Origin of the sequence: Mumia sp. ZJ1417, from assembly GCF_014127285.1 — a bacterium.
In the GTDB taxonomy this organism is placed as follows: Bacteria; Actinomycetota; Actinomycetes; order Propionibacteriales; family Nocardioidaceae; genus Mumia.
The window spans coordinates 3,562,814-3,577,003 of record NZ_CP059901.1 but is presented as its reverse complement, the minus strand read 5'-3'; the positions used below and the strand labels follow the sequence as shown (position 1 = coordinate 3,577,003).

Below are 14,190 nucleotides of genomic sequence, written 5' to 3'. Positions count from 1 at the left end.
CTCAGACAGCGGCCGACGCGGCAGCCTCGGCGGCTTCCTTGCCGTTCGCGTACGCCGTGACGTAGGCGTCGACGCACTTCTGGAGCGTCTCGCCGCTGACCCCGAGCGTCGCGCAGAACACCTGGGCGAGCTCGGTCGCCGTGGGCTCGGGGTCGGGCTGCGTCGTCGGCGGGTCGGTCGGGTCCGGCTCCGTCGGAGTGCTGGGCTCGGTCGGCGTCGGATCGGTGGGCGTCGTCGGGTCTGTCGGCGTCGTGGGATCGGTGGGATCCGTCGGCGTCGTCGGATCGGTCGGATCGGTCGGGTCCGTCGGCGTGGTCGGGTCCGTGGGATCGGTCGGCTTGGTCGGCGGGTCCGTCGGTTTCGTCGGCGGAGGTGTCGGCTTGCCGGGCTGGACCGTCAGGCTGCCCTTGGGGGGCTTGACGGGCTTGGGCGGCTTGACGGTGAGCTTCACGATCGTCGGGGTCGGCTGTGAGTTGCCGGCGCCCGGGCCACCCGGGAGCGGGGAGAGTGGCGTGGGACCCAGGGGGCCCAGCGGCAGGGAGGGCGAGCCGGGGAACGGGGCGTTCGGGAGCAGACCGATCGGGTTGGCGGAGCCGTAGCCGCGCGCGATCGTCAGGACCTGGTCGGCGTACGTGGTGGAGCGGTTGTACGACATCAGCGCCGCGCGGGCGCCTGTGTCGGTGCTCAGGTCGTGGCCGCCGACACAGAGGTAGACCGCTGCGCCGAGCGCCGCGTCGTTGATGTTGTTGGGGTTGGCCTTGCCGTCACCGTCGGCGTCGACCCCGACGGAGGTCCACGTGGACGGGATGAACTGCATCGGGCCGACCGCGCGGTCCCAGACCGCGTCGCCATCCCAGGCGCCCTTGTCGGTGTCGGGGATGCGTGCGGTGTTGTTGGTGCCGTTGAGGGGGATCCCGATGATGGCGCGCGTCGTCGCGCCGGTGCTCATGACGGTGGCGCCACCGAACTGGCCGTGGTTGGACTCGACGCGGCCGATCGCGGCGAGCAGCTCCCACGAGAGCTTGCACTCGGGCTTGGTCGCGGCCATGACGCTGGCGGCCCGCTGGTAGGCGGCGAGGGCGGGCGCGGGGATGTCCGAGGGGGCCGAGACCACGGGCGGACCCGCGACCTGGCTCAGTGACTGCTGCTGGACCGGGTCCTGACCGGGCGTGACCTGGAGGTTGGGGCCGCTCACGGGGACCTCGGGGGACCCCTCGTCGTACGCGGTGTAGGCGGCGGCGTCGACCGGACCGCCCTGGCCCGGCATCGCGACGGCGGCGCCCCAGGCGCCGGCGATGAGCGCGCAGGGGAGCAGCGCTGCGGTCGTCTGCCACCAGCTGCTGCTCTTGTCGCCGCGCTCGGTGCGCTCGTCGCGTTCCGCCATTCGCCTCATCACTCCTCGTGAGCCCGATCTCGCGATGTCCCGGACACGTGTTGCCACCACGTGTTCGGAGCCCACCTTAGGGAAGTGCAGGTGATCTGGCTAACAGTCACCTCAAAATTCAGCACTTCCTCAGCCTCCACACTAGACGGGACCTCGGGTCGCTACCGGCCGTCGTTCCCACGTCCGGTCACCATCGCATCACATCTCGGGGCTGCTGGCGAGGGAAGGGCCGAAATGACCACCCGATCTGGATGCTTGTCCCGGTCGGGGACAATGGCCGGGTGCCTGGCTCCGAGATCTCGCAGACCTTGTTCGACCGCGCCCGCGCCGTCTCGCCGGGCGGAGTGAACTCGCCCGTCCGCGCCTTCCGCGCCGTGGGTGGGACGCCCCGCTTCATGCGCGAGGGCAAGGGCGCCCGACTCACCGACGTCGACGGCAACTCGTACGTCGACCTTGTCGCGTCGTGGGGCCCGATGCTGCTGGGCCATGCGCACCCCGAGGTCATCGAGGCTGTGCGCGAGGCGGCGGTACGAGGCACCTCCTTCGGCACGCCCAGCGAGCCCGAGGTCGCACTCGCGGAGGAGATCGTCGCTCGGACACCGGTCGACCTCGTGCGCATGGTCTCCTCGGGGACCGAGGCGACCATGTCGGCGATCCGGCTGGCGCGCGGCTGGACCGGCCGCGACCTGATCGTGAAGTTCGCCGGCTGCTACCACGGGCACGTGGACGCGCTGCTCGTCGAGGCCGGCTCGGGCGTCGTGACGTTCGGGCTTCCGGGGACGCCGGGCATCCCCTCCGCCTCGACCGCGCAGACGCTGGTGCTGCCGTACAACGACCGCGAGGCCGTCGCTGCCGCGTTCGCCGAGCACGGCGCCCAGATCGCCTGCGTCATCACCGAGGCGGCGCCGGGCAACATGGGCGCGGTCCCGCCGCTGCCGGGGTTCAACGCATTCCTCGCCGAGACCTGCCGCACGCACGGTGCGCTCTTCGTCTCCGACGAGGTCATGACCGGGTTCCGGGTCAGCCGCAGCGGCCACTGGGGTCTCGACGGCGCTCACGAGGGTTGGGCGCCCGACCTCATGACCTTCGGCAAGGTGATGGGCGGCGGCTTCCCCGCGGCGGCGTTCGGCGGCCGCGAGGAGATCATGCGCCAGCTCGCGCCGGAGGGGCCGGTCTACCAGGCGGGCACCCTCTCCGGGAACCCTGTCGCGACGACCGCCGGGCTGACGACGCTGCGTCTGGCCACCGACGCGGTCTACGCCCACCTCGACGAGGTTTCGGGCACGATCCAGGGCCTGGCGGCCAAGGCGCTCGACGCTGCCGGCGTCCCGCACGTCGTGCAGGCCGCGGGCAACCTGTTCAGCGTCTTCCTCGGTCGTACGGAGCCGGTCGTCGACTTCGCCGACGCCCAGGCCCAGAGCCAGCCGGCGTACAAGGCGTTCTTCCACGCGATGCTCGACCACGGGGTCTACCTACCTCCCAGCGCGTTCGAGGCGTGGTTCGTCTCCGACGCTCTGGATGCCGACGCGCTCGAGGACATCGAGCGAGCCCTGGAGCCCGCTGCACGTGCCGCTGCGGCGACAATGGCCCCATGAGCAGCAGCGACCGTACGACCGTGCACCTGATGCGGCACGGCGAGGTGCACAACCCCGCAGGCGTCCTTTACGGCCGCCTTCCCGACTACCACCTGTCCGACCTGGGCCGTCAGATGGCCGAGCGTGGGGCCGAGTACTTCGACGGTGAGGACATCACCCACCTCGTCGCCTCCCCGCTCGAGCGGGCGCAGGAGACGATGGAGCCGATCGCCAAGACGCTCGGTCTCGACGTGACGACCGATCCGCGGGTCATCGAGGCAGGCAACCAGTTCGAGGGCAGGACCTTCGGCGTGGGCGACGGCTCGCTGAAGCACCCGAGCGTCTGGTGGATGCTGCGCAACCCGAGCACGCCGTCGTGGGGCGAGCCGTACAAGCAGATCGCCGCGCGCATGCTCGAGGCGATGGCCGACGCGCGCGACGCCGCGCGCGGGCACGAGGCCGTCATCGTCTCGCACCAGCTCCCGATCTGGGTGGCTCGGCTGACCGTCGAGCGCCGCCGCTACCTGCACGACCCGCGCAAGCGCCAGTGCTCGCTGGCCAGCGTCACGTCGGTCACGTACGAGGGCGACGTGCCCGTCGCGGTCGCCTACAACGAGCCGGCCGGCGACCTGATCCCGGCCAAGCTCCGCAAGAAGTTCGTCGGAGGCGCGTGACCGTGCGCCTCGCCCGCCTCGTCGTCACCGCCGCTGCCGTGGCGCTGCTCGCCGGCTGCTCGTCGTCCACGCAGGCCGACGAGACCACGGGTGGTTTCGTCGCCGGCGACGGCTCGATCACGGCCCCGGAGGTGGGCGAGCGCAAGCCCGCTCCCGCGCTCGAGGGGGAGTCGCTCGACGGCGATCCGATCGCCCTAGAGGACTTCGCCGGCAAGACGGTCGTGGTGAACGTGTGGGGCTCGTGGTGCGCGGAGTGCCGTGTCGAGGCGCCGGCGTTCGCGGCGGTCGACGCCGAGACGGGCGACGACGTCCAGTTCCTCGGCATCAACATCCGCGACTCGCGCGCGGCGGCGAAGGCGTACGACGAGAACTTCGGCATCACCTATCCGTCGCTCTACGACCCGTCGGGCAAGACCGTGCTCGGCTTCCGCGACAGCCTGCCCTCGATGGCGGTGCCGACGACGTGGGTGATCGCCTCGGACGGCACCGTCGCCGCGCGCATGCTCGGGTCCGTGTCCGAGTCGACGCTGCGCGGGCTGATCGACGACGCGAAGGCCAGCGATGGGTGACTGGGCGTACGACACCGTGCTCTCGGGCTCGCTGCTGCTCGCGACAGGCGTCGCGCTGCTCGCGGGTCTCGTGTCGTTCTTCTCTCCGTGCGTGGTCCCGCTGCTGCCCGGCTACCTCTCGTACGTCTCCGGCATGACCGCGGCCGAGGTCGCGGCGGACGGCAAGTCCGCCCGTCAGCGCGGACGCCTGGTGCTCGGCGCGGGGCTGTTCGTGCTCGGTTTCAGCGCCGTCTTCGTCTCGTACGGGGTGCTGTTCGGGTCGGTCGGGATGCAGCTGCGCGAGTACGAGCGTCCGATCTCGATCGTCATGGGCATCATCGTGATCTTGCTCGGACTGGCCTTCATGGGGTTCGTCCCGTGGCTGCAGCGTGACGTCCGCGTCCACGCGGTGCCGTCGGTCGGCCTCGCGGTGGCGCCGTTGCTCGGCGTGCTGTTCGCGATCGGGTGGACGCCCTGCATCGGTCCTGCGCTTGGCGCGGTGCTCGGCCTCGCGTACAACGAGGGCACGGCAGGGCGCGGCGCGTTCCTCACCGCCGTCTACTGCCTGGGCCTCGGCGTGCCGTTCCTGCTGGCGGCGTTCGCGTTCAGCCGCTTCGCGCGGGCGACGGCGTGGGTGCGTCGTCACCAGCGGGCGATCTCGCTCGTCGGAGGCGGCCTGCTGGTCGTCGTCGGCGTGCTCCTTGTGACCGGGCTGTGGGGGCAGCTGATGACCGAGCTGACCTCCTGGGTCGGCAGCTTCGAACCGGTGGTGTGATGTCCGAGAAGAGTCGCGGACCGAAGGGCAGGGCCACCGCGCCCGCGCTCTCGCTCCTCGAGACCCTGCGATGGGCGTGGCGCCAGCTCACGTCGATGAAGACGGCGCTGTTCCTGCTGCTGCTGCTCGCGCTCGCCGCGGTGCCGGGGTCGATCGTGCCGCAGCGCGGTGTCGACCCGCGTGCCGTCGCGGCATACGTCGAGCGGCACCCGGACCTCGCCCCGGTGCTCGACAAGCTCGGGGCGTTCCACGTCTACACGTCGGTGTGGTTCAGCGCGATCTACCTCCTGCTCATGGTGTCGCTGATCGGCTGCATCGTGCCGCGCGTCGGTGTGTACGCCCGTGCGCTGCGGGCCCGCCCACCGAAGGCGCCCCGCAACTTCTCGCGCCTGCCCGCGTCGGCCACGTACGAGACGACGGCGGACGTGGAGAAGGTCCTCGACGACGCCGCCAAGAGCCTCGGCCTCGCCCGCAAGGACACCGTCACCGAGACTGACGAGTCCGGGACGGTCGTCGCGGGCGAGGTGCGTGCCGAGAAGGGCTACCTGCGCGAGTTCGGCAACCTGGTCTTCCACGTCAGCCTCGTCGTCGTGCTCGTCGGCGTCGCATCGATGAGCCTGCTCGGCTACCGCGGCAACGCGATCGTCGCCGAGGGCGGCGGCTACTCCAACACGCTCACGCAGTTCGACGAGTTCACCGCGGGTGGGCTGTTCGACACCGACGACCTGCCGCCGTTCTCGATGACGCTCGACGAGTTCGACTCGCGCTTCGAACTCGAGGGGCCGCAGCGCGGGGCGCCGCGCAGTTTCATCGCGTACGGCACGGTGACTGACAAGCCTGGCGAGGAGCCGCGCCCGTACGAGCTCAAGGTCAACCACCCGCTGCGCGTCGACGGCGCGTCGGTCTATCTCGTCGGGCAGGGCTACGCGCCGGTGGTCCGGGTGAAGGACGGCAAGGGGCGTGTGGTGTTCGAGGACGCGGTGCCGTTCCTGCCGTCGGACCCGACGTACACCTCCAACGGTGTCGTGAAGGTGCCGGACGCACGTCCCACGCAGCTCGGCTTCCAGGGGTTCTTCCTGCCGACCGGCGTGTCGACCGGGGACGAGGAGATCCCGATGTCGGCGCACCCGGCGGCCGCGAACCCGGTGCTCGGGCTGTTCGCCTACTACGGAGACCTCGGGCTGGACGACGGTGAGGCGCAGTCGGTCTACGTGCTCGACAAGGACGAGCTGACGCAGTTCATGGGTGACGACGACAAGCCGCTGCGCATCATCCTCACGCCCGGTGAGTCGGTGTCGCTTCCCGACGGCAAGGGCACGGTCGAGTTCGTCGAGCTGCGCCAGTTCGCGCGGTTCCAGTTCAGCGCGCAGCCCGGCGTCATGGTGCCGCTGTGGGGAGTGTCGATCGGCGCGATCGGTCTCGTGCTGTCGCTGATGATCCGTCCGCGTCGTACGTGGGTGCGTGCCCGGCGCCGCGAGGACGGCACGACGCTCGTCGAGGTCGCCGCGCTCGACCGCGTCCCGCGCAGCGACGTCGAGCAGAGCGTCGACGACCTCACGGGGCGTCTCAAGGAACGCACGGGGCATACTGGATCGAGCTACGACACGGTGTCGGAGTCAGAGGCTGCGCCGACGAGTGCTGCACCGACGAAGGCCGCCACGACAAGGGACGAAGCATGACTCTCGAGGACTACGCGAACTTCTCGAACTACGCGATCGCGTCGGCGACGGCGGTGCTCGCGCTCGCCTGGCTCGCGTCCGTCGCGCAGTGGGCGTTCGGCTCGAAGGCCGTCCGCGCGCAGCGCTCCGTGCCGGTCGCGGAGCCCGCGCTCGTTGGTGCCGGTGCCGCGAGCACCGTCGACGGCGCGACCGCCGACGGCGGTGACGCAGTCGTCGCCGAGGAGCGCAGCGACCTCGCCGGACGCATCTCGCTCTCGCTGACCGTCCTGGGCCTGGCGGTCCTGCTGGCCGGGGTCGTCACGCGCGGACTCGCCGCCGAGCGGGTGCCGTGGGGCAACATGTACGAGTTCGCGATGACGGGCATCTCCGTTGTGCTCGTCGGCTACCTCGCGATGGTCGTCTGGATGAAGATCGACTGGCTCGCGCCACTGGTGCTCGGCTTCTCCGTGGTGATGCTCGGCCTGTCGATGACGGTGTACGTCCCGGCCGGCCCGCTGGTGCCGGCGCTCGACTCGTACTGGCTCGTCATCCACGTCGCCTCCGCGATCGTCGCGGGTGCCGGGTTCCTCATCGGTGCGGGCGCGTCGATCCTCTACCTGGTGAAGTCACGAGCCGAGGCGAAGGGCGGCGCGAAGGGTTATCTCTCGCGGCTGCCGAGCGCGGCCTCGATGGACCAGCTCGCCTATCGCGTGACGGCGTTCTCGTTCCCGGTCTGGACGTTCGCCGCGCTGATCTCGGGCCCGATCTGGGCCGAGCACGCGTGGGGACGGCCCTGGGGATGGGACCCCAAGGAGGTCTGGGCGTTCATCACGTGGGTCGCGTACGCCGGCTATCTCCACGCACGCGCGACCGCGGGCTGGAAGGGCAAGGCCGCCGCGATCCTCGCGCTGGTCGCGTTCACGACGTTCATGTTCAGCTTCGTCGGGGTCAACCTGTTCTTCCCCGGCCTGCACTCGTACGCGAAGTAGCCGCGCCGCGCCGCCGGTCAGAGGCCGCGGAGGAAGTCGGGGTCGTCGTCGGGCCCGCGGGTGATCGGTCGCTGCGGACGCGGCGGGCCGGACGGCTTCGTCCGCGACTTGCCGACCGTGAGCCACAGCAGCACCCCGAGCGCGGGGACGAGCGCGAGCAGCACCCACACGGGCTTGGGCAGTGCCCGGATGCGCTCGCGCGGCGTGGCGATCACGTCGAACAGCGTGTAGACCGCGAGTGCGACGACGATGATGATCGGGATCGCCTTTGCCATGCGCCCAGCCTACTCGTGCGGGCGAGGACTCTGCCTAGGCTGGAGGTATGAGCGCATCCCCCCGGCTGGTGACCCTCTCCGACATCGAGCACGCCTCCGAGCGGATCGCCTCGACGTGCCTGCGGACGCCGGTCGTCCCGCTGGTGCAACCCGACGGTGACGTGCCGTTGTGGCTGAAGGCGGAGTCCCTTCAGCCGACCGGGGCGTTCAAGCTCCGCGGCGCGACCAACGCGGTGGCGGTGCTCGACACGGCACAACGCCAGAGGGGCGTCGTGACGCACTCGTCGGGCAACCACGCGCAGGCGGTCGCGTACGCGGCGAGGGCCGCCGGCGTACGTGCCACCATCGTCATCCCCGACAACGCGCCGTCGCTGAAGGTTGAGGCGACCCGCCGCTGGGGTGCGGAGATCGTGATCGTGCCGCCCTCGGAGCGGCTCGCCCGCGCCGAGCAGATCGCCGCCGAGACCGGCGCCGTCCTGATCCCCCCGTACGACGACCCGGACGTGATCGCGGGCCAGGGAACGGTCGGGCTCGAGATCGTCGAGCAGGTCGCCGATCTCGGCACGGTGCTCGTCCCGGTCAGCGGGGGAGGGCTGGTCAGCGGCATCGCGGCTGCCGTCAAGGCGCTGCGCCCCGACGTGCGCGTGATCGCGGTCGAGCCGGAGCTTGCGGGTGACCTCGCAGAGGGGTGGGCCGCCGGGGAGCGCCGCGTGTGGTCGGTCGCCGACACGTCCCGCACCGTCGCCGACGGGCTGCGGACGGACTCGGTCGGAGTCCTCAACTGGGCACACGTGCAGGCGTTCGTCGACGACGTCGTCACGGTGAGCGAGGACGAGATCCTCGCCGCCGTCGGCACGGTCGTACGAGGTTCCCGGCTGGTGGTCGAGCCGAGCGGCGCGGTCGCCGCCGCAGCAGTCCTGGCGGGGAGGGTCGGCCCGGTGGCCGGGACGACGGTGGCGGTCGCCTCTGGGGGCAACGTGCCGCCGGAGACGCTCGCGCGGCTGCTGGGGTGATCCCGCGAGATCAGACCGTGGTCTGATGGGTGGCCCGCCGAGGGCGCCTACCCTGACGTAGTGAGAGCGATGGTCGGGCGGATTCGGGCGCACCCGGGCTGGGTCGACGCTGCACTGACGGGGATGTTGATCGTCCCGCTGATCCCGTTCGCCCTCGGCATGTCCGCCAGTATCGACGCGGCGTACCAGATCCTGATCTTCCTGCCGCTGGCCTGGCGGCGTTCGGCGCCGGTGGCTTCGTTCGCCGCCGTATCTGCCCTCCTGGCCGGACAGCTGCTCGTGACCGACGTGCCGTACTACGCCGACCTCTCGCTGCTGCTGTCGCTGTACGCGATCGCCGCGTACGGGCCTTTGTGGGCTCGGCGGGCGGGTCTCGGCGTCGGGTTCCTGGGCGCGGTCCTGTCCACGGCCGACTGGTACCGCGACTCCCCGGGCACGAGCACGGTCGCGACCGTCGTGATGATGAGCCTCGTCGTGCTCGCACCATGGGCGATGGGGGCCTACATGCGGACGCGGCGCGAGTACATCGCCGGGCTCGAGGACCGAGCACGGCAGCTCGAGCGCGACGCCGCGCAGCAGGCGACGATCGCCGCCGCCGCGGAACGGGCTCGGATCGCGCGGGAGATGCACGACGTCGTCGCGCACAGCCTGTCGGTGATCGTCGTCCAGGCCGACGGCGCCCTGTACGCGTCGCGGACCCGCCCGGAGGTGGCGGTGGAGACGCTGCAGACCATCTCGCGCACTTCGCGCGCGTCGCTGGCCGAGATGCGAAGGCTGCTCGGGCTGCTGCGGGGGGACGAGGACGCGACCCAGGCCGAGCGGACGCCGATGCCGACGGCGGCCGACATCGGTGGCCTGGTCGAGCAGGTGCGGCGCAGCGGGCTCGATGTCCGTACCGAGCTCGTCGGCGACCCCCGGGAGATCGATCCGGCCGCCGGCCTCACGGTCTACCGGGTGGTGCAGGAGGCACTGACCAACACGTTGAAGCATGCGGCTCCGGACGTGCGGGCGCGGGTGCAGGTCGCGATCGCGGGGGACCACGTTCTCGTCCGCGTGGAGGACGATGGTGGGGCTGCCGCTCCGGCGGGCCGGCTGCCGGATGCCGCGGACGTGGGTCCGGTGCCGTCGGCCGGAGGTGGGCACGGGATCCTCGGGATCAGAGAACGGATCGCCCTCCACGACGGAACCGTCGAGGCGGGCCCGCTGCTCGGGGGCGGGTTCCGGGTCGAGGCGAGGATCCCGTACGACAAGGAGGGCACGTGAGCACGTCGTCAGGTGGTCCGGCGGACCGGCCTCTGCGGGTCTTCCTCGTCGACGACCAGCAGCTCGTCCGGGCGGGCTTCCGGATGCTCGTCGAGTCGCAGCCCGACATGGAGGTCGTGGGCGAGGCGGCCGACGGCCTGGACGCTGTCGAGCGCCTGTCGGTCACCGGCGCGGACGTGGTCCTCATGGACGTGCGAATGCCCCGCATGGACGGCGTCGCCGCGACCCGTGCCCTGACCGAGCGAGGTGTCACGGCACGGGTCGTGGTGCTGACGACCTTCGACCTCGACGAGTACGTGTACGCCGGGCTGCGTGCGGGAGCCTCGGCGTTCCTGCTGAAGGACGCTCCTCCCGAGGTGCTGCTCAGCGCGATCCGTGACGTGCACCGTGGCGACGCCGTGGTCGCGCCGAGTGCCACGCGCCGGATGCTCGACCGGTTCGCCGACCAGCTTCCTGACGACGAGCAGCCACCCGACCCGCGTCTGGAGGCGTTGACCGACCGCGAGCGCGAGGTCCTGCTGCTCATCGCCCAGGGCCTGAGCAACACCGAGATCGCCAGCAGCCTCTTCGTCGCGGAGCCGACCGTGAAGACACACATCGGCCGGCTGCTGTCCAAGACCGGGAGCCGCGACCGGGTCCAGCTCGTGGTCCTCGCGTACGACGCCGGCCTGGTGCGGCCCACACCCTGATCCGTACGACCACGGTATGACGGGGTCGCGCCGGGACCGACCCTCAGGCCGACGCTTCGCGGGGGTGCCCGAACCTAGCGTGACGGCATGACCTCTTCTTCTCGTCCTCGTACTCCCGGAACCACCCTCGAGCCGGAGGGAGCACCGCTCGACGCGATCGCCGTTCGCACCCGCGCGCTCGTCAAGAGTTATGGCCGCGGCGATGCGCAGGTGCGCGCTCTCGACGGTGTCGACCTCGACATCGAGAAGGCCCGCCTGACCGCGATCATGGGCGCGTCCGGCTCCGGCAAGTCGACCCTGATGCACTGCCTCGCCGGGCTCGACACACCGACGTCGGGAGAGGTGTCCGTGGCCGGTATCTCGCTCGGCAGCCTGGACGACAACGCCCTCACACGGTTCCGCCGTGAGCACGTCGGCTTCGTCTTCCAGGCGTTCAACCTGATCCCGACCCTCACCGCTCGCCAGAACATCCTCTTGCCGCTCGAGCTCGCCAACCGTGAGCCGGACTGGCGGCGCCTCGACCAGCTCGTCGAGGTGCTCGGCCTGGCCGACCGGCTCACCCACCGGCCGCCGGAGCTGTCGGGCGGGCAGCAGCAGCGCGTCGCGATCGCTCGTGCGCTGCTGTCGTCGCCGGACGTGGTGTTCGCGGACGAGCCCACCGGCAACCTGGACAGCCGCTCGAGCGCCGAGGTGCTCGGATTCCTGCGCCGTTCGGTCGACGAGCTCGGCCAGACGGTCGTGATGGTGACGCACGAGCCGACCGCTGCCTCGTACGCCGACCGTGTGGTGCTGCTGCGCGACGGGCAGCTCGCGGGGACGCTGGTGCGTCCGAGCGCCGACGACGTCGTGGCCGCCATCGCCGGGCTGGCGGGCTGACGTGCGCACGGTGCTGTGGGGGTCGCTGCGCGGCCACGCACGCCGGTACGTCGCGGCGGGGGCCGCGATCGTCATGGCGGTCGCGTTCATGGTCGCGGTCAACGCGCTCAGCGGTGCGGCCCGCGACGGGGCTCGTGCCGAGATCGTGGCGCAGTACGCCGGCGCGGACGCGGTCGTCGATGTCATGGACGCCGATGCGGCAACCGCGGCGCGGGTCGCCGCGGCGGTCTCCGACGTCGACGGTGTCGAGGCGGTCGTCGCCAACCGCAGGTCCTTCGTCAACGTCGTCGCGGGCCCGTCGCGCCACCTGATGAGCATCGGAACCGTCAGCGCGGACGACGGCCTGCGGTGGCAGGACGTCGTCGAGGGCCGGGCACCCGAGGGCCGCGGCGAGGCTCTGGTCTCGAGGTCGACCGCCGAGAGGTACGAGGTGGCGGTGGGTGACGTCCTCGCGGTCGAGGGTGACGGTACGTCGCCGGAGGTCGTCGTCACCGGACTCGTGGAGGGTGCGGCAGGCGCACTCGGGTCCTCTCTCTACGTCGACGAGCACACGATGACGACGCTGGGCGACGTCGTGTCCTCGGTCGACGTGTCGGTGCGCGCGGCCGAGGGGGAGGCCGATGCGGTGCATGCCGTGCTGGACGGCTCGGCGGCCGTCGACGGGCACGTCGTGATGACGGGCGACGCCTGGGTCGACGACCAGATCGTCAGCGCGAGCCGCGACATCGACATCATCCAGCGCCTCGTCCTGGTGTTCGCGGCGGTCGCCGCTTTCGTCGGGGCGCTCGTCATCGCCAACACGATCACGATCGTCCTGGCTCAGCGCCGCAGGGAGCTGGCGCTGCTGCGCTGCGTCGGCGCGACCCGCAAGCAGATCGTCCGCTCGCTTCGTACGGAGTCACTGGTGCTCGGTCTCGCCGCGTCGGCGCTCGGCGTCGTCGTCGGCTGGGGGCTGGGGCTGACGGCCGTGGCGGCGATGCGGGCGTGGACCCCCGGCCTCACCCTCGGGTCGGCCTCGCTGACTGTCATGGGCGTGGTCGTGCCCTTCGTGCTCGGTGTCCTCACGGTCGTCGGCGCGACGGTGCTGCCGGCGCGCCGTGTGGCACGGCTCGCACCGCTGGAGGCGCTTCGCCCGCACGAGACCACCGGTCTCGACGGGCGCGCAGGACGGCTGCGGATCGGCGCGGGGGTGCTGCTGTTCGGTGCCGGGGCCGCCGGGCTGGCCGTCGGGACAGGCGACCGCCTTCCTGTCGGGCTCGTCGGAGGCATGCTGTCGTTCCTCGGCGTCGTCGTGCTGGCACCGCTGATGGTCCCGGCCGCGCTGCGTCTGGTCGGTCCGCTGGTCGGTCGTACCGGCGTGGCGGGTCGCCTCGCGGCGGGCAACGTCGTGCGCAACCCCCGTCGTACGGCGTCGTCGTCCACGGCACTACTCGTCGGCGTCACGCTGATCACGACGGTCGTGGTCGGATCGGCGTCGCTGCGCACGACGGTGGACCGCGACCTGGACGAGTCGTACGCGCTCGACGTCGGTCTGGTCGCGACCGAGGGAGCGCTGCCGGCGGACGTCGAGCGTCAGGTCGCCGCGCTCGACGGTGTCGAGTCCGTCGCGGTCGTGGACGGTGCCCGCATCGAGATGGACGGGCACCGCGTCCTCGCGCTCGAGGTCGATGACGCGGCGCAGGCGGTGATGAGAGGTGATCACGCCGTCCCCGGTCCGGGCGAGATCGTCATCGGAGAAGAGCTCGCGTCCGCGCTCGACCTGTCGTACGGGGAGACAGCGGCCGTACGAGGGGGTGCGGACCTCGTGACGATGCGCCCGCGCGGCGGCGGCGCGGTGGGTGAGGTCGTGCTGGTGGCGCCAGGCACCCTCGCAGGACTCGGTGTCTCCGAGAAGCCCCGCGCGCTGTGGGCCCGCGGAGCCGACGGCGCACCCGCGGAGCAGGTGATGGCCGACGTGGCGACACTCGCGCCCGCGGGCGGGCAGCTGGTCGGTGGCCTGGAGCAGCGCGGGTGGGTGGTGCTGCAGCTCGACGTGGTGCTCGCCGTGACCGTGGGCCTGCTCGCCGTCGCCGTGCTCATCGCCGCAGTCGGGATGGCGGGTGCACTGAGCCTGTCGGTGCTCGAACGCACGCGAGAGAACGCCCTCCTGCGCGCGCTCGGGCTGAGCCGGAGGGGCCTGCGGTTCACGCTCGGCGCGGAGGCGCTGCTGATGGCAGGGGTGGGCGCGGTCCTCGGCACCGTTCTCGGGACGGCGTACGGATGGCTGGGCGTGCGGGCCACCACGGCCGGACTGATGGACGACGTCGGGCTCTCGGTTCCGTGGGGGCAGGTCGCGCTCGTCCTCGCGGCGGTGCTCCTGCTCGGCCTGGCGGCGTCCGTCCTGCCTTCCCGCCGAGCCGCTCGCATCGCACCCGCGGAAGGCATCGCGGCGCTCTGACCGGCTCGTCGGTTTCGGCCTGGCTCGCCGACCCC

The 14,190-nt window shown here is 71.7% G+C and carries 13 protein-coding genes; 11 read left to right on the top strand and 2 right to left on the bottom strand.

Annotated features, from left to right (window positions below; translation table 11 throughout):
* Position 1 precedes the first annotated feature (1 nt).
* Positions 2-1,384 (bottom strand): lytic transglycosylase domain-containing protein, encoded by a 1,383-nt coding sequence (locus H4N58_RS17330; RefSeq protein ID WP_167251524.1) that lies wholly within the window; start codon positions 1,382-1,384, stop codon positions 2-4.
* Positions 1,385-1,635: 251 nt separating this feature from the next.
* On the opposite strand from H4N58_RS17330, the gene hemL reads away from it, so the two are divergent.
* From hemL to ccsB, 6 genes are read left to right on the top strand one after another with little or no spacing between them, the layout of a single operon-like run.
* The gene (hemL, locus tag H4N58_RS17325) at positions 1,636-2,979 is read left to right on the top strand and encodes a glutamate-1-semialdehyde 2,1-aminomutase (RefSeq protein WP_167251526.1); all 1,344 of its coding nucleotides are present in this window, start codon (positions 1,636-1,638) and stop codon (positions 2,977-2,979) included.
* On the top strand, positions 2,976-3,632 hold the full coding sequence (locus tag H4N58_RS17320; RefSeq protein ID WP_167251528.1) for a histidine phosphatase family protein: 657 nt from the start codon (positions 2,976-2,978) through the stop codon (positions 3,630-3,632). Before hemL ends, H4N58_RS17320 begins: the two co-directional genes overlap by 4 nt.
* On the top strand, positions 3,629-4,201 hold the full coding sequence (locus H4N58_RS17315) for a TlpA disulfide reductase family protein (protein WP_208322443.1): 573 nt from the start codon (positions 3,629-3,631) through the stop codon (positions 4,199-4,201). Before H4N58_RS17320 ends, H4N58_RS17315 begins: the two co-directional genes overlap by 4 nt.
* The gene (locus tag H4N58_RS17310; RefSeq protein WP_167006047.1) at positions 4,194-4,955 is read left to right on the top strand and encodes a cytochrome c biogenesis CcdA family protein; all 762 of its coding nucleotides are present in this window, start codon (positions 4,194-4,196) and stop codon (positions 4,953-4,955) included. Before H4N58_RS17315 ends, H4N58_RS17310 begins: the two co-directional genes overlap by 8 nt.
* Positions 4,955-6,634: a cytochrome c biogenesis protein ResB gene (locus tag H4N58_RS17305; protein ID WP_167251530.1), complete on the top strand. Its 1,680-nt coding sequence runs from the start codon at positions 4,955-4,957 to the stop codon at positions 6,632-6,634. Before H4N58_RS17310 ends, H4N58_RS17305 begins: the two co-directional genes overlap by 1 nt.
* Positions 6,631-7,602 carry a c-type cytochrome biogenesis protein CcsB gene (gene ccsB, locus H4N58_RS17300; RefSeq protein ID WP_167006041.1) on the top strand — a complete coding sequence of 324 codons (972 nt, stop codon included), beginning with the start codon at positions 6,631-6,633 and terminating at the stop codon, positions 7,600-7,602. Before H4N58_RS17305 ends, ccsB begins: the two co-directional genes overlap by 4 nt.
* 17 nt (positions 7,603-7,619) lie before the next feature.
* On the opposite strand, the gene H4N58_RS17295 is transcribed toward ccsB, so the two are convergent.
* Positions 7,620-7,877, bottom strand: coding sequence for a PLDc N-terminal domain-containing protein (locus tag H4N58_RS17295; RefSeq protein ID WP_167006038.1), 258 nt, complete (start codon positions 7,875-7,877; stop codon positions 7,620-7,622).
* 47 nt (positions 7,878-7,924) lie between these two features.
* On the opposite strand from H4N58_RS17295, the gene H4N58_RS17290 reads away from it, so the two are divergent.
* From H4N58_RS17290 to H4N58_RS17270, 5 genes are all read left to right on the top strand, one after another.
* Positions 7,925-8,890, top strand: coding sequence for a threonine/serine dehydratase (locus H4N58_RS17290; protein WP_167006035.1), 966 nt, complete (start codon positions 7,925-7,927; stop codon positions 8,888-8,890).
* Positions 8,891-8,959: 69 nt separating this feature from the next.
* Positions 8,960-10,153, top strand: coding sequence for a sensor histidine kinase (locus H4N58_RS17285; protein WP_243843071.1), 1,194 nt, complete (start codon positions 8,960-8,962; stop codon positions 10,151-10,153).
* Positions 10,150-10,842: a response regulator transcription factor gene (locus tag H4N58_RS17280; RefSeq protein ID WP_167006030.1), complete on the top strand. Its 693-nt coding sequence runs from the start codon at positions 10,150-10,152 to the stop codon at positions 10,840-10,842. The genes H4N58_RS17285 and H4N58_RS17280 overlap by 4 nt, the downstream gene beginning before the upstream one ends.
* 87 nt (positions 10,843-10,929) lie before the next feature.
* A complete protein-coding gene (locus tag H4N58_RS17275; RefSeq protein ID WP_167251532.1) occupies positions 10,930-11,718 on the top strand; it encodes an ABC transporter ATP-binding protein in 789 nt (262 codons plus the stop codon).
* 1 nt (position 11,719) lies between these two features.
* Positions 11,720-14,155, top strand: a complete 2,436-nt coding sequence (locus tag H4N58_RS17270) for an ABC transporter permease (protein ID WP_167251534.1) — start codon at positions 11,720-11,722, stop codon at positions 14,153-14,155.
* Positions 14,156-14,190 lie beyond the last annotated feature (35 nt).

What these genes read in the sequence shown, in the direction of transcription:
- H4N58_RS17330 (WP_167251524.1), bottom strand. Translation starts at nt 1,384, where the DNA reads ATGGCGGAACGCGACGAGCGCACCGAGCGCGGCGACAAGAGCAGCAGC.
- hemL (WP_167251526.1), top strand. Translation starts at nt 1,636, where the DNA reads ATGCTTGTCCCGGTCGGGGACAATGGCCGGGTGCCTGGCTCCGAGATC.
- H4N58_RS17320 (WP_167251528.1), top strand. Translation starts at nt 2,976, where the DNA reads ATGAGCAGCAGCGACCGTACGACCGTGCACCTGATGCGGCACGGCGAG.
- H4N58_RS17310 (WP_167006047.1), top strand. Translation starts at nt 4,194, where the DNA reads ATGGGTGACTGGGCGTACGACACCGTGCTCTCGGGCTCGCTGCTGCTC.
- H4N58_RS17305 (WP_167251530.1), top strand. Translation starts at nt 4,955, where the DNA reads ATGTCCGAGAAGAGTCGCGGACCGAAGGGCAGGGCCACCGCGCCCGCG.
- ccsB (WP_167006041.1), top strand. Translation starts at nt 6,631, where the DNA reads ATGACTCTCGAGGACTACGCGAACTTCTCGAACTACGCGATCGCGTCG.
- H4N58_RS17295 (WP_167006038.1), bottom strand. Translation starts at nt 7,877, where the DNA reads ATGGCAAAGGCGATCCCGATCATCATCGTCGTCGCACTCGCGGTCTAC.
- H4N58_RS17290 (WP_167006035.1), top strand. Translation starts at nt 7,925, where the DNA reads ATGAGCGCATCCCCCCGGCTGGTGACCCTCTCCGACATCGAGCACGCC.
- H4N58_RS17285 (WP_243843071.1), top strand. Translation starts at nt 8,960, where the DNA reads ATGGTCGGGCGGATTCGGGCGCACCCGGGCTGGGTCGACGCTGCACTG.
- H4N58_RS17275 (WP_167251532.1), top strand. Translation starts at nt 10,930, where the DNA reads ATGACCTCTTCTTCTCGTCCTCGTACTCCCGGAACCACCCTCGAGCCG.